13 protein-coding genes are annotated in these 14381 nt (G+C 73.0%); 6 read left to right on the top strand and 7 right to left on the bottom strand.

What is annotated here, in order from left to right; all coding sequences use genetic code 11:
• Positions 1–4 precede the first annotated feature (4 nt).
• The 4 genes from ACZ6ZN_RS00640 (at position 5) to ACZ6ZN_RS00625 (ending at position 4980) form a co-directional block, all read left to right on the top strand.
• The gene (locus ACZ6ZN_RS00640) at positions 5–991 is read left to right on the top strand and encodes a carbohydrate ABC transporter permease (protein ID WP_469642002.1); all 987 of its coding nucleotides are present in this window, start codon (positions 5–7) and stop codon (positions 989–991) included.
• Positions 992–1002: 11 nt separating this feature from the next.
• On the top strand, positions 1003–1875 hold the full coding sequence (locus tag ACZ6ZN_RS00635; RefSeq protein ID WP_469643893.1) for a carbohydrate ABC transporter permease: 873 nt from the start codon (positions 1003–1005) through the stop codon (positions 1873–1875).
• A gap of 40 nt (positions 1876–1915) precedes the next feature.
• Positions 1916–3445 carry a beta-N-acetylhexosaminidase gene (locus ACZ6ZN_RS00630; RefSeq protein ID WP_469641999.1) on the top strand — a complete coding sequence of 510 codons (1530 nt, stop codon included), beginning with the start codon at positions 1916–1918 and terminating at the stop codon, positions 3443–3445.
• A gap of 110 nt (positions 3446–3555) precedes the next feature.
• Positions 3556–4980, top strand: coding sequence for a cellulose binding domain-containing protein (locus ACZ6ZN_RS00625; protein WP_451877554.1), 1425 nt, complete (start codon positions 3556–3558; stop codon positions 4978–4980).
• Between the two features lie 74 nt (positions 4981–5054).
• On the opposite strand, the gene ACZ6ZN_RS00620 is transcribed toward ACZ6ZN_RS00625, so the two are convergent.
• The 3 genes from ACZ6ZN_RS00620 to ACZ6ZN_RS00610 all read right to left on the bottom strand — a co-directional run bounded on the left by ACZ6ZN_RS00620 (position 5055) and on the right by ACZ6ZN_RS00610 (position 8158).
• Complete coding sequence (locus tag ACZ6ZN_RS00620) at positions 5055–5489, bottom strand: VOC family protein (protein WP_451877555.1); 435 nt, start codon at positions 5487–5489, stop codon at positions 5055–5057.
• 69 nt (positions 5490–5558) lie between these two features.
• Entirely contained in the window at positions 5559–7088 is a 1530-nt protein-coding gene (locus ACZ6ZN_RS00615) for a glycosyltransferase family 2 protein (RefSeq protein WP_469641996.1), read from the bottom strand.
• Complete coding sequence (locus ACZ6ZN_RS00610; RefSeq protein ID WP_469641994.1) at positions 7085–8158, bottom strand: HEAT repeat domain-containing protein; 1074 nt, start codon at positions 8156–8158, stop codon at positions 7085–7087. The genes ACZ6ZN_RS00615 and ACZ6ZN_RS00610 overlap by 4 nt, the downstream gene beginning before the upstream one ends.
• A 262-nt stretch (positions 8159–8420) precedes the next feature.
• Between ACZ6ZN_RS00610 and ACZ6ZN_RS00605 the strand changes: the two genes are divergently transcribed.
• Positions 8421–9650 (top strand): sensor histidine kinase, encoded by a 1230-nt coding sequence (locus tag ACZ6ZN_RS00605; protein WP_469641992.1) that lies wholly within the window; start codon positions 8421–8423, stop codon positions 9648–9650.
• An 18-nt stretch (positions 9651–9668) separates the two neighbouring features.
• Here ACZ6ZN_RS00605 and ACZ6ZN_RS00600 read toward each other — a convergent pair whose 3' ends face one another.
• Complete coding sequence (locus ACZ6ZN_RS00600; RefSeq protein ID WP_469641990.1) at positions 9669–10043, bottom strand: response regulator transcription factor; 375 nt, start codon at positions 10041–10043, stop codon at positions 9669–9671.
• Between the two features lie 387 nt (positions 10044–10430).
• Here ACZ6ZN_RS00600 and ACZ6ZN_RS00595 point away from each other — a divergent pair, with 387 nt between their 5' ends.
• Positions 10431–10583, top strand: coding sequence for a hypothetical protein (locus tag ACZ6ZN_RS00595; protein WP_451877560.1), 153 nt, complete (start codon positions 10431–10433; stop codon positions 10581–10583).
• Positions 10584–10592: 9 nt separating this feature from the next.
• Here the strand turns inward: ACZ6ZN_RS00595 and ACZ6ZN_RS00590 are convergent, their stop codons facing one another.
• The 3 genes from ACZ6ZN_RS00590 to ACZ6ZN_RS00580 all read right to left on the bottom strand — a co-directional run bounded on the left by ACZ6ZN_RS00590 (position 10593) and on the right by ACZ6ZN_RS00580 (position 14332).
• Complete coding sequence (locus ACZ6ZN_RS00590) at positions 10593–12014, bottom strand: oxygenase MpaB family protein (protein ID WP_469643891.1); 1422 nt, start codon at positions 12012–12014, stop codon at positions 10593–10595.
• Positions 12015–12100: 86 nt separating this feature from the next.
• Complete coding sequence (gene uppS / locus ACZ6ZN_RS00585) at positions 12101–12790, bottom strand: polyprenyl diphosphate synthase (protein ID WP_451877596.1); 690 nt, start codon at positions 12788–12790, stop codon at positions 12101–12103.
• Between the two features lie 333 nt (positions 12791–13123).
• Entirely contained in the window at positions 13124–14332 is a 1209-nt protein-coding gene (locus ACZ6ZN_RS00580; protein ID WP_451877561.1) for an NAD(P)/FAD-dependent oxidoreductase, read from the bottom strand.
• Positions 14333–14381 lie beyond the last annotated feature (49 nt).

Here is a 14381-nt window from a genome sequence, read left to right as displayed (position 1 = left end):
CACCGTGTCGGTCGTCCGCGACTCCAGTGCGCCACCCGTCCGGCCCCGCCCGCCGGCGCGGCCCCCGGCCGAGCCGCGACGCGGCAGCGCACCACGGGCCGGCCGGGCGGGCCCGTGGCCCTACCTGCTCGTGGCCCCCACGGTCCTGGGCATGCTGTATCTCCTGCTGTACCCCCTCGCCCGCGCCGTGCTGATCTCGCTCCAGGACTTCCGGCTCCGCCAACTGATCCAGGGCGACGCCCCGTTCGTCGGCCTGCGCAACTACCGGACACTGCTGGCGGACGAGCGCTTCTGGCAGGTCGTACGCCGCACCTTCGTCTTCATGGCGGTGAACGTCGTCCTGATCATGCTGCTGGCCACCCTGGTCGCCCTGCTCGTCGAGCGGCTGGGCCGCCTGTGGCGCACGGCCGTGCTCAGCGCGCTCGTCCTGGCCTGGGCGATGCCGGTCATCGCCGCCACCACCGTCTTCCAGTGGCTGTTCCACTCCGAGTACGGCGTCGTCAACTGGGCGCTCGAGCAACTCGGCTTCTCCTCGTTCGACCGCTACCCGTGGTTCGCCCACGGTCCGGCCGCCTTCACCATCCTCGTGCTGCTGATCGTCTGGCAGTCGGTGCCCTTCGCCGCCATCACCCTCTACTCCGCCCTGACGACCGTCCCCGCGGAACTGTACGAATCGGCCCGCCTCGACGGCGCCTCGGCCGGGCGCGTCTTCCGCGCGGTCACGCTCCCGCTGATCCGGCCGATCTTCATGCTGGTCCTCTCCCTGGAGGTCATCTGGACCTTCAAGGCGTTCGTGCAGATCTGGGTCATGACCAACGGCGGGCCGGGCGACGCCACCACCATCCTGCCCGTCTACGCCGTGCAGACCGCCCTGTCGAGCCAGCGCTACGACCTCGGCTCGGCGGCCTCCATGGTCACCGTCGCGCTGATGGCGTGCGTACTCGTCCTCTACTTCCGCCAGATGTTCCGCCAGGAGGGCGAAGCCGTATGAGCGCCGGTCCCATGACCTCCGGATCCACACGCCGAGGTGCCCGCACCGCCGCGCGTCCTCGGGCCCGCCGGCGCCTGCTGCTCGACTCCGCGGCCTGCCTGACGATCGGGGTGTGCCTCTTTCCCGTCTACTGGATGGTCACCACCGCGTTCACACCCAACCGGGACATCCAGTCGGACACACCGCACCTCCTGCCGCACACCTGGACGACGGAACACTTCCGCGCCGCGGTGGCGGCGGACGGCTTCGCACTGTTCTGGCGCAACAGCCTCATGGTGACCGCCGGCGCCGTCCTGCTCGCCCTCGTCGTCGCGCTCGGCGCGTCGTTCGCGGTGGCCCGCATGCGGTGGCGCGGCCGACGGCAGTTCATGCTGCTGGTGTTCGTCGCCCAGATGGCACCCTGGGAGGCGCTGATCATCCCCGTGTACATCATCTCGCGGGACACCGGCATGCTCGACCGGCTCCCCACCCTCACCCTGGTGTACTTCATGATGACCCTGCCGTTCACCGTCGTGGTGCTGCGCGGCTTCATCACCGCCATCCCGCCGGAACTCGAGGAGGCGGCACAGGTCGACGGCTGCACACGCCGCCACGCCTTCCGCCACATCACCTTCCCCCTCCTCGCACCCGGACTGATGGCCACCTCCCTGTTCGGCTACATCACCGCCTGGAACGAGTTCGCCTACGCCAACTTCCTCATCATCAAACAGCAGGACAGCCGCACCCTTCCGGTCTGGCTCTCCTCGTTCCAGAACGTCTTCGGCACCGACTGGGGCGCCACCATGGCCGCCTCCACCCTCTTCGCCCTCCCCGCCCTCGTCGTCTTCCTCCTCCTGCAACGCCACGTGACCGCCGGGTTCGCCGCCGGCGCCGTCAAGGGCTGAGCCCGTCCCCCGCTCAGCCACGACCCTTCCGGAGACAGCCGTGACCCCGTCCCCACCGCGGACCGCGCTCGTGCCCCGACCCGCCAGAGCCCGCTTCAAAACAGGGCACTTCACCTTCGGCCCCGACACCCGCCTGCGCGTCACCGCGGGCGCCGAGCCCGCCGCCGAACTCCTGCGCACCCTCCTCGCACCCGCCACCGGGCTGCGGCTGCCCCCGGCCGCCGACGGCCCCGTCGTCCTCGCCCTCGACACCGCCCTGACCGGACTGGGCAGCGAGGGCTACGGGCTGACCATCGGACCCCGCTCCGTGCTCCTGCGCGCCCGCACCGTCACCGGCCTGCTGCGCGGTGTGCAGACCCTCCGCCAACTGCTGCCCGCGCAGGCCCTGGCCGCGACCCCCCGACCGGGCGTGCCCTGGACCCTGCCCTGCGCCGACATCACCGACGTCCCCCGGCTGCCCTGGCGGGGAGCCATGCTCGACGTGGCCCGCCACTTCCAGCCCCTGCCGTACCTGCTGCGCTACGTCGATCTGCTCGCCCTGCACAAGATCAACGTCTTCCATCTGCACCTGACCGACGACCAGGGCTGGCGCATGCCCGTCTCCGCCTACCCCAAGCTCACCGAGATCGGCGGCCACCGGCGCCGGTCCATGCGGGGGCCGAGCGGCGACCACCACGACGGCACACCCCACGGCGGCGCCTACACCCGGGCCGAGCTCGGCCGGCTCGTGGCGCACGCGGCGGCACGCGGGGTCACGGTGATGCCCGAGATCGAGATGCCGGGCCACTCCCGGGCCGCCCTGGCCGCCTACCCGCACCTGGGCAACCGGCCCGAACGCGCCCTGGACGTGTGGACGCGGTGGGGGGTGTGCGACACGATCCTCGGCGTCCACGAGGAGGTCCTCGACTTCTGCCGGACTGTGCTGGAGGAGGTCATGGACGTCTTCCCCTCGCAGCACCTGCACATCGGCGGCGACGAGTGCCCCACGACCGAATGGGAGCGGAGCCCGGCGGCCGCCGGCCGCGTCCGGAGCGAGGGTCTGGCCGAGCCGACCGCCCTGCACGGCTGGTTCCTCGCCCGCGTCGGCGCCTTCCTCACCCGGCAGGGACGGCGCCCGGTGGCCTGGGCGGAGACCGGCACGGAACTGCCCCCCGGCTTCACCGTGATGGCCTGGCGCGACCCCGAACACGCCCTGCACGCCGCCCGGCACGGCCACAACGTGATCAACTCGTATCATCGCGCCACCTATCTGGACTACCCGCAGAGCCCCGGCCCCGACGAGCCGCCCGGCCAGCCCGGCGGCGTCGTCGGACTCCGGGACGTCCACGGCCACGACCCCGTGCCCGCAGCGGCTTCCCCGCAGACAGCCGCCCGCATCCTCGGCACCCAGGCCCACCTGTGGACCGAGTACGCCGCGACACCGGCCCGCATCGAGTACCTGACCTACCCCCGTCTGTGCGCCCTGGCCGACGCCGGCTGGACGGGCCCCACCCCCTGGGCCGACTTCAGCTCCCGTCTGGCCGGCCACACGGCCCGCCTCGACGCGCTGCGGGTCGCCCGCCACCCCTGAGCCGCACCACCCCGCACCGCACCGCAGCACCGCACCACCACCGCACCGTCCGTGTCCGTCCGGCCGCCCCGAGCGGCGGGACGGCCCACCCCCACCCGGAAGGAAACCGCATGCAACGGCGCACCACTCCCCAGCGGTGGCGCATCGCCGCCGTGGCCGTGGCCACCGCAGTCACCTCCCTCGCCGCCCTCACCGGTACGGCCGACGCCGCCGGCGAGACCGTCGCCGTCCAGTACCGCACCGGCGCCGGCTCCGCCACCGCCGACCAGTCCGAACCTTGGCTCAAGGTCAGGAACACCGGGGCCGTCCCCGTCCAGCTCTCCACCGTCAAGGTGCGCTACTACTTCAAGGCCGACTCGGCCGGGGCCGCCTACCGCTTCGCCTGCTCCTGGGCGGTCAAGGGCTGCGCCCACATCACCGGCACCTTCGGCACCCTCGCGCACCCCACCGCCACCGCCGACCGCTACCTGGACATCGGCTTCACCGCCGGAGCCGGCAGCCTCGCGCCGGGTGCCGACACCGGGGACATGCAACTGCGCTTCCACCGCACGGACTGGCAGCCGCTCAAGCAGAGCGACGACTACTCCTTCGGCGCCGCCCGCACCACGTACGCCGACTGGCCCAAGGTCACCGCGCAGGTCTCCGGCAGCACGGTGTGGGGCACGGCCCCCGAGGGCAACGACCCGACCGATCCCCCGACCGATCCGCCCACCGACCCGCCCACCGGCGGACAGACACTGTTCGACGACTTCGACTACACCGGCCACGGCGACCCGAGGATCTCCGCGAACGGCTGGAACGTCCGGGCCAACTCGGGCGGGCCCGGCGTACCGGGTGCCACCTGGTCGCCCGAGAACGTGACCTTCGCGGCGTCCGGCGGCAACTCCGTGATGAACCTGCGCACGTCGACCGCGGGAACGGCCGCGAGCACCCGGCAGACCGAAGTCCTCACCAAGGCGACGAAGTTCAGGAACGGCACGTACGCCGCCCGCGTCAAGTTCTCCGACGCGCCGGTCTCCGGCCCGGACGGCGACCACCTCGTCCAGACGTTCTTCACCATCAACGACCTCAAGGCGCCGATGGCCGACGACTACGCCGAGTACGACTTCGAGTACCTGCCCAACGGCGGCTGGGGCGAGCCCGCCAACATCCTCTACACCACGTCCTGGGAGACCTACAACCCGGATCCGTGGCAGGCCGTCAACCAGCACACCGAGTCGCGGCAGAGCTACGCCGGCTGGCACGACCTGGTGCTCACGATCGACAACAACAGCATCAGGTACTACGTGGACGGGCAGCCGTTCGGCACCCATGACGCCGCCTACCTGCCGGAACGCCCCATGTCGATCAACTTCAACCAGTGGCTGATCGACCTCGCGGGCCAGACGAGCACCACCCCGCGCGCCTACGACCAGCAGGTCGACTACGTCCTGCACGTCAAGGACCAGGTCCTCACACCGGCGCAGGTCACGGCGAAGATCAACGCCTACCGCACGTCCGGCACGACCTTCGAGGACACCGTCCCCAACGCCTGACCAGGGAGGTGGGCTCCACGGGCCGGGGCTGCCCGCCGCACCGACGGGCGGCCCCGCTCACGTGAGACCGGGACTCAGTCGAGGCAGAACTCGTTGCCCTCGACGTCCTGCATCACGATGCACGACTCGTTCTCCTCGTCGGCGAGCAGCACCTGCACCTGCGTCGCCCCGAGCGCGATCAGCCGCTCGGCCTCCGCGGTCAGCGTGGCCAGCCGCTCCTCGCCCACGAGGCCCGTGCCGACCCGCACGTCGAGGTGCACGCGGTTCTTGACCACCTTGCCCTCGGGCACCCGCTGGAAGTACAGCCGCGGCCCCTGGCCCGAGGGATCACTGCACGCGAACCACGCCCCCCGCCGCTCCGCCGGCTGAGCGTCCTCGTAGGCGGCCCAGCTCGCGAAACCCTCCGGCGGTGGCGGTGCCACGTACCCCAGCACCTCGCACCAGAAGCGGGCGACCCGCTCCGGATCCGCGCAGTCGAAGGTGACCTGGAACGTCCTGATCGTCGGCATCGGCGCACCATAGCAGCGGACTTCGCCGCGCTTCCGCTCTTTTTCCGCCCGCCCCTCCCGACGCGCGGATCAGGGGGATGTGCCCCGGTCCCGAGGTGCCGCCGCGGGCCGTCGTGCACCGGGTGGGGCCTGCCCGGCCGCCGTCTCCGGAACCGCGGCGTGGCTCCCGTGGTCGAGGGGTGTGGTCCCGGCGAAGCCGCTGCGGGTCATCTCACCCCACACGGGCGTCCCGTTGCGCAGCGACGCCCACCACCCCTGCAGCCGCCACAGGGCCGTGAGCTGCCGGTAGCCGAGGTTCTCGACGACGGTGGCCGCGGCCACCGCAGCCAGGTCCCCGAGCCGGCGGTAGCGGTGCAACCCCAGCTCGTCCAGCAGAAGGGCGAGCAGCGACAGCAGCACGGCGTAGCCGAAGGCCGCCATCAGGAACAGCAGGGCCAGCGACGCGGAGACCACACCGAACCCGAACCCGACGCAGACCGTGACGAGACCCCACACCTCGAGCAGCGGGGCCAGCAGCTCGAACAGGACGAAGTAGGGATAGGCGACCATGCCGATGACGCCGTAGCGGGGACGCAGCAGCATCTGCCGGTGCCGCAGCAGCGTCTCGTACAGGCCCCGGTGCCAGCGTCTGCGCTGCCGGGCCAGGACGCGGCCGCTGTCGGGGACCTCCGTCCAGCAGACCGGCTCGGGGATGAACTCGATGCGGTAGGGGCGGCGCCGGTCGCGCAGGTGCCGGTGCAGGCGCACCACGAGCTCGAAGTCCTCTCCGAGGGAGTCGGCGTTCATCCCGCCGACCTCGACGAGGACGTCACGGCGGTACAGACCGAACGCCCCGGAGATGATGAGCAGGCCGTGCAGACGGGCCCACCCGGTGCGGCCCATGAGGAACGCCCTCAGGTACTCGACGACCTGGATGCGCGGGAGCCAGCCCTTCGGGATCCGGGGTTCGGCGACCCGCCCGTGACGTACGACGCTGTCGTTGACGGGACGGATGACGCCTCCGGCGGCGACGACGTGCAGCGGATCGGCCACGAACGGCTGGGCGAGCGTCAGCAGGGCGTCCTCGTCGAGCAGGGAGTCGGCGTCCACCATGCACACCAGGGGGTGGGAGGCCAGATCGATGCCGACGTTGAGGGAGTCGGCCTTGCCCGAGTTCTCGGTGCGCACGACGGTGAGGGGCACGGAGTGGGTACTGACGAACACGGCACGGGCCGGTTCCCGCGACGTGATCTCCCGGGGGCGCACGCGTTCCACCGGTACGAGCCCGAAGGCCTCGCGGAGCCGGTCGAAGGTGCCGTCGCGTGAACCGTCGTCGACCAGGACGACCTCGTGGCGCGGGTAGCGCAGAGCGAGCATGGCCCGCACGCTCTCGACGATGGTCGGCTCCTCGTTGTACGCGGCGGTCACGATCGAGACCGGCGGGGTGAGGGGGCTGGTGGCGAGGTCGTCGAGGCCGGTGAACCGACGGCGCCGGGCCAGACGCGGGATGGTGCGTCCGGCCACCACCAGCAGCACCAGGTACACGGTGTTCAGCACGAGGAAGTAGCCGATGACCAGGTACTGGCTGAGGTGGACGAGGGTGACGACGATGTCCTTCACCGGTCGGTGCCTCCCCGGTCGACGGCGCAGGAGAGGGCTTCGCGGGCGTGCGCCCCGGCGGGATCGCCCCCACGTGCCGCGTCGGTCAGGGCCCTCCGTCCCGGCCGGTCCAGGCGCAGCAGGGCGCGGGCCGCGGTATGGGCCGGGCGGTAGCTGCCGTGCCGGAGCGTCTGCTCCAGTGCGGGCACCGCGCTCTCGTCGCCGATCAGACCGAGCGCTTCGGCGGCGGCCGCCGCGACCCGGCCGGAGGGGTCGGTGCGGACGATCGTGGTCAGCGCGGTGACGGCCGCGGGTTCGCCGACCCGGCCCAGAGCCGCCGCGGCCGCCGCCCGCACCATCGCGGCGGGATCGTGCAGCGCCACCGACAGGGCCGGAAGCGCCCGGCGGTCCTTGATCAGGCCGAGCAGTTCCACGGCCAGGGCCCGGTGCTGTTCGTCGCCGTCTCCGGCCGCTGCTGTGAGCGCCTGGACGGAGGCCGGTCCGATGCGGACGAGCGCGTCACCGAGCAGGCCGGGGGCGACGGACCTTGGCGCGTCCAGGGTGGCCAGCAGCAGACCGGCACTGACCCCGTCTCCGAGCCGCCCCAGAGCGCGTACCGCCGTCTCGCGCACCGTGACGCTGCGGTCTTCCAGCAGGCCGTGCAGGACGCGCCGTGCCTCGGCTCCGTGCACGGGGTCCGTCCGCAGGCTGGGCCCGGTCAGGGCGAGCCACGTCGCGGCTCGGGCCCGCTGCAGCGAACGGGGCCCGGCGGCGTGGGCCAGGGCCGCGTCGACGACACCGCGCTGCACCAGGACGTCGGTGAGCGCCCGGTGCGCGCCTCCCTTGACGCGGCTCAGCAGGCGGGTGACGGCCGGCTCCACCGCCTGCCAGGTACGCCGGTCCAGCGCGGCCAGCGCCGCGCCGGCCGACGGGTTCTCACCGCCCACCGTTTCCACGACGAGGTGTCTCGCGGCCGCCGCCGCACCCCCGACGGCCCGTTCCCGGCGGTTGCGCACCGCCCGGATGACGCAGAGCGCGAGCAGGCAGAGCGCCGCCCAGGCCGCGGACACCGACAGAACCGCCTGCGCCACCGTACGCACCGCTGTCCGCCCCTTCGTCGCTCACGCGGCCAGCCTCCGGCGGCGCCCCGGCGCGGGCCAAGGAGCCTCGTGCGTTTGCCACGGCGCGTCCCCCGGAGGGGTGACCGGACACCGCGCGGAGGGCGGGCGGTGACGGCGCCCCGTCACCGGGGCCGGAGGCGGGCGCGGTGGTCCGGTGTTGCGGGCACCGGCAGGCCGGGTGAAGCTGCCGAGGACCGCACACGTGTGACTCCGCGGCAGGGAGGCCCGACTCGTGGACGCCGGCGACGACCCCGCCGAGCACCGCCGACTCGCGGTGCTGGAGCGCTACGGCATCGTCGGGGCGCCCGCACCGCCGGACCTGGACGTGATCGTGCGGCTGACCGCTCGGGTGTGCGACGCTCCGCAGGCCGCGGTGAACATCATCTCCGCCGACCGCCAGCACCAGATCGCCGCGGTGGGCATCGCCCCCTCGGTGTGTTCGCGTTCGGACTCCATGTGCGCGGTGAGCATCCGCGCCCCCGGCCAGGTCCTGGTACCGGACGCACGGCGGGACCCGCGGTTCGCCGCCAACCCCTGGGTGACCGCCCCCGCGGGCGCCGTACGGTTCTACGCCGCCTCCCAACTGCACTCACCTGAGGGCGAGACGCTGGGCACCCTGTGCGTGTTCGCCCAGGAGGTGCGGTCCCTGACCGGGCGGCAGCGTCAGGCGCTGGACGACCTGGCGTCCCTGGTGGTGGACGTCCTGGACCTGCACCGGCACCGGCAGTTGCTGCATCACGCGCTGCTCGCCGCCGACCAGGGCCGGGCCGAGCTGGAGCGCTCCAACACGGCCCTGGAGCAGTTCGCCGGGCAGGTCAGCCACGACCTGAAGAACCCGCTGACCGGCATCACCGGTCACGCGGGCCTCCTCGCGGAGCTGCCGGGCGTGACCGTGGACGCGCAGGCGTCGGCGTTCGTCAGCCGTATCGAGGCGGCCACGTCCCGCATGAACCGCACCATCGAGGCCGCTCTGTCCCTGGCCCGCACCGGCGGACGGCTGCAGCTCGTCGAGACCGACCTGCGCGTCGTGGCCCAGGAGGCGATCGCGGACCTGCACGAGGAGCTGACACGGGCGCGGGCACACGTGTGTCTCGGCATGCTGCCGGTGGTCCCCTGCGACGGCACGCAGATCCGCAGGCTTCTGCAGAACCTCGTGGGCAACGCCGTCAAGTACCGCCACCCCGGCCGGCCCCCGCGCATCGAGGTGAGCTGCGACAACGACGCGGGCGGCTGGAACCTCCGCGTCACCGACAACGGAGTGGGGATCCCCGCCGAACAGCGCCGTCACGTGCTGGAACCCTTCGTGCGGCTGGACACCGGAGCGCCCGGCTCCGGGATCGGCCTCGCCACCTGCCAGCGCATCGCGGTGGCGCACCGCGGCACCCTCGCCGTCGACGCGGCGGCCGGCGGGGGCACGACGGTGACGTGCCATCTGCCCTACCCGCCGGCGACGCGGGACTGAGCGCTCCGGCGGCGCCGGTCAGGCACCCGAGCGGGCCAGGACGGCCTGGACCCGGCTGCCGACCTCGCGCGGACTGAACGGCTTGGCGATGTAGTCGTCCGCGCCGGCGGCGAACCCGGCCTCCACATCGCCCTCCTCCGACTGGGCGGTCAGCAGGATGACCGGAAGCGTGGCCGTCGCCGGGTTCTGCCGCAACCGCCGGCACACCTCGACACCGGTCAGCCCCGGCATGCGGACGTCCAGCACGGCCAGGTCCAGGCTCCGGCTGCTCGCGATCCGCAGGGCCTCCGGGCCGTCCTCGGCGGCCAGTACGGTGTGGTGGGCGCTGCCGAGCTTGAAGGAGACGACGTCCCGGACGTCCTCGTCGTCATCCGCCACCAGAATGGTCGCCACGGCACACTCCCTGTCAGCGAACACTCGCGCGAATCGGCAGGCATGCGGCCTTCCGTCGCCGCTCGGCCGCCCGTCGCCCCGCCGCGCGCCTGGACGACTCCCAGTATCACCCAGGGGGGCCGGGGCCGCCCGGCCGCGGAGGTCCCACCGTGGACGGCTGCGGCGGCGCCGCGGGGGAGCGGAAAGTGGTGCCGCCACAGCCGGCCTGGGGTGTAGGTGCCCACCGGGCGTCACCGCAGTCGCCAAACCACCCCCACCGGTGAAACCCGCCCGGGCCTCCGAGCCGCCGCAACCGCTGCCGCGAGTGCGATCTTCATCCGCTCGGCCCATGGTGGTCCTGGACCCTCTGCGTCACGCCGCGCACGGCACCGCTGGTCAGGAGGCGTCATGATGGCCTTGGCACTGCTCACGCCCCTGGTGCTGCTGGGCGTGGTGTTCGCACTGGACGCCTTCGAGGGTTTCCTGTTCCCGCCACCGCCCGCCGGCCCCGCCGACGCGCCGGAGGAGACCACGCCCGCTCACCTGTTCGGAGAGGAGTGACCCGGGCCGTCACGCCTGGGCCAGCAGGGGGTCGTAGGCGGTCGTGCGCCGGCGCCCGGCCATGAAGGACAGGAAGTCGCCGACGAAGGCGCTGCGGCTGTAGGTCGCGTCGGCGCCGGGGGCGTCCCGGTGGAAGCCGGTGCGGAACAGCGCCCGGTACTCCTCGGCGTCGATGCGCTGGTTGCCGTCCTTGTCCGTGACGTCGAAGAGGACCTCGGCGACCCTGATCAGGGCCGGTCCGGCCAGGGACGGGACGGCGGCGGCGTACTCGTGGGCGCTGACGCGCCCGTCGCCGTCGGCGTCGAGGGCCGTCTGCAGTTCGCGCCACCAGTCGGCGTACGCGTCGTAGAGCCGGGTCTCCTCGGGCTCGTCGAGGTCGAGGCGGCCGGACAGTTCCCGGGCCATGGCGGCCAGGTCGGGCCAGTCCAGGTACCCGTCGCCGGTCTGGTCGAGGACGTCCGCGAAGAACTCCTCCGCGCTGCGCTGGGCCGTGCCGCCCGCGGCCGGTTGCGGTTCCGGTTCCGGCTCCGCGGGGAGCGGGGTGATGAGGCGGACGAGGGCGCCGGCCCGCTTCATTTGGTCCCGCAGGGCGCTGATCGTCCGCGCCCGCGGATCGTCGCTGTCGGGGGAGAGCGTGACCATCTCCGCGATGGTGTCGGCCTGGATCCAGCCCTCGGGCAGGAACCGGGCCAGACCGGCCGCCAGGTACGCGCCCTGCATCAGGGTCGGGACGCCCGCGATCTCCGGCAGACCGGCCCGCCGCCGGAACGGCTCCGGGAGGGACGCCACGGTGATCGCCCCGATGACGGGGCCGGCGACGGCCCGGCCGGTCGCCCACAGCGCGGGGAAGCCGTTCAGCAGCGGAGGGGCGGGCAGGTGGTCGAACAGCTTGTACAGGATGATCCGCATCGCCTCGGTGTTCTCCAGCTCCTCGGCGACCACCCGGTCGTAGTAGGGCCAGAACTCGTCGAGGGTGGGCGGCAGATGGGAGGCGTCACCCTCCATCGTGGCGAGGAACGCCTGGAACTCGGCGTACAGCTGCTCCATCCTCGCCTGGTCCAGCGGCTCGCCGCTGAGACGGCACATGGTGACGGCGCTCTCGAACATGGTCGCCACCACCCAGGCCCGCACGGCCGGGTCCATCGCGTCGTAGTGCCGCTCCCGTGCGTCGGTCCCACGCAGCCGTGCGTGCATGCGGTTGAGCCGGGCCGCCTCCCGCTGCCGCACCTGCTCGTCGGCCCCGAACATCCGGCGCAGGCTCATGAACGTGTTGCTCAGCCGCCGCCAGGGGTGGACGACGAACGTGGAGTTCTCGATGAGGGCGGCGCCGATCTGCGGGTGTGCCGCCTCGAGCACGGTGGCCCGGATCATGGCCAGCGCCCAGCGCGGGTCGTTGAAGAGCGCGTGGAACTGCGAGCCGGGACCGAACAGGGGCCCCGGCGCGGTGTCGTGGTCCTCGGTTCCTTGCTGTTCCGTACCGGCACCGGCGGGCGCGGAGCGAGGGCTGTCTGCGGTCGTCACGATCGGGTCTCTCCGTTCTGGGTCGGCAGTACGCCGCCGAAGCGGCGGTCGCGCTGCCGGTAGGCGTGCAGGCAGTCGAGGAAGTCGGGGGCGCGGAAGTCGGGCCACAGCACCGGCGGGAAGACCCACTCGGCGTAGGCGACCTGCCAGAGCATGAAGTTGGAGATGCGCTGCTCGCCGGAGGTGCGGATGACCAGGTCGACATCCGGGGTGTCGGGGAAGGGCAGGTGGTCGGCGAAGCTCCGCTCGGTCACGGCTTCGGCCGGCACACCACTGCGGATCAGCGACCGTGCCGCCTCGACGATGTCCCTGCGGCCGCCGTGGTCGAAGGCGACGGTCAGGGTCATCTGCCGGTTCTGCGCGGTCAGCGTCGTCAAGTCGCGGATGTCCCGCGCCAGTTCCGGGGGGATGCGGGGATCGGTCATGCCCAGGAAGCGGCAGCGGATGCCGCGCGCGTGCAGCAGCGGGGCGTGTTTGCGCACCACGCGGCGCACCAGGTGCATGAGGAAGTCGACCTCGGCGTCGGGCCGTCGCCAGTTCTCCGTGGAGAAGGCGTACAGGCTCAGCCAGCCCACACCGGCCGCCCGCGCGGCTTCGATGACGTCGATCACCGTCGTCTCGGCGGCACGGTGCCCCGAGGTCCGGGGCAGTGAACGCCGGGCCGCCCAGCGGCCGTTGCCGTCCATCACGCACGCGACGTGGCGGGGCACCGGACGGGGCCCGGGCACGCTCCCGCCGCCGTGTGACGCAGCGGGAGGAGAAGTGAGCACCTCGCTCGTCGACCGCTCCGCTGTCACGCACGCCCCCCTCAGCGCCCCGGCCGGCGCGCCCCCCGGGGGGAGCGACGGCGCCCGACGGGCCCCCGCCGTTACTCGATCACCAACGGCAGGTTGACAGCGATCAGGCGGGCGGGGACGGCAGATGCGGGGGAATCACCCCCCGTACGCGTGTCCGGGGCCGGGACGCACGACGGCCGGGCGGACGCCCCGCAGGGTGCCCGCCCGGCCGGCTGCCCCCGGTCAGGCGGCGGCCTCGGCCTCGGCCTCCGTCACCGGGGCGGTGCGGGACGGTTCGGCGACCACCCGGCGGCGGCGCGTCGGAAGGCCGATCGTCGGGTGTGCGACACCCCAGGCCGCGCCCTTGCAGATGAGCTCCTTGTAGGTCGCCGCGAGCCGTCCGGTGAGGGCGTGGCGCACCGCGCGGTCGTCGGCGGTGACGTACTGGATCAGGCCCTGCCTGCGGCCCAGCGAGATGCACTGGTTGAAGTAGCGGATCGAGATCTCGGGGAGCTTCCGGCCGGTCAGGCGGGCCGCGATGGCGTCGGCGGCCTGCCAGGAGGTGGGGACGCCCGAGGCGCAGGACATCCGCAAGGGCTTCCCGCCCGGGCCGGCCACCAGGGCGGCGTCGCCGACGGCGTAGACGTCCGGGTGGGAGACCGAGCGCATCGTGGCGTCGACGACGATCCGGCCGGTGCCGTCGACCTCCAGGGCGGAGGCCCGCGCGATCGGGTGGACCGCGAATCCGGCGGTCCAGACGGTGACCTCGGCGGGCACGGCCGTGCCGTCGGAGGTGAGGATCCGGTCGGCCTCGACCGCGGTGACCTCGACGTTCTCGTGGACGGTGATGCCGAGCCCGTCGAACACCCTGCGCAGGTGCCGGCTGCCCTTGTCGGACAGCCAGTCGCCGAGGCCGCCGCGGGCGGCGAGGGAGACGTCGAGGTCCGGGCGGGCCTCGGCGATCTCGGTGGCGGCCTCCACGCCCGTCAGCCCGCCGCCGACCACCACCACGGGCCGGCCGGCGTCCAGCCGGGCCAGGCGGTCGCGCAGCCGCAGCGCGCCGGGCCGGCTCGCGATCTGGTGGGCGTGCTCGGCGGTGCCGGGAACGCCCTGGTCGTTCCAGCCGCTGCCCAGGGCGTAGACGAGGGTGTCGTACTCCAGTTCCTCGGTGCCGCCGCCGGTCGTCACCGTGACCGTCCTGGCGTCGACGTCGATGCCGGTCACGTGCGCGAGCTTCAGGGTCACGCCGGTGTCCGCGAACATCTCGCCGAGGGGCCGGGGCGTGAGCTCCTGGCCGACGGCGAGCTGGTGCATCCGGACGCGTTCGACGAAGTCGGGCTCGGCGTTGACCAGCGTGATGGCGACGTCGTCGCGGTGCAGCCGCCTGGCGATGCGCCCGGCAGCGGACGCTCCGGTGTATCCGGCTCCGAGAACGATGATGCGGTGCTGCATGGCCTGCTCCTGTCGTCAGCGGGTTCGCCTCCTGAACCGGGCGGCGTCC

This window comes from Streptomyces sp. NPDC053665, from assembly GCF_055585285.1.
Note: the sequence above shows the minus strand (reverse complement) of the source record. Positions and strands in the feature narration are given on the sequence as shown.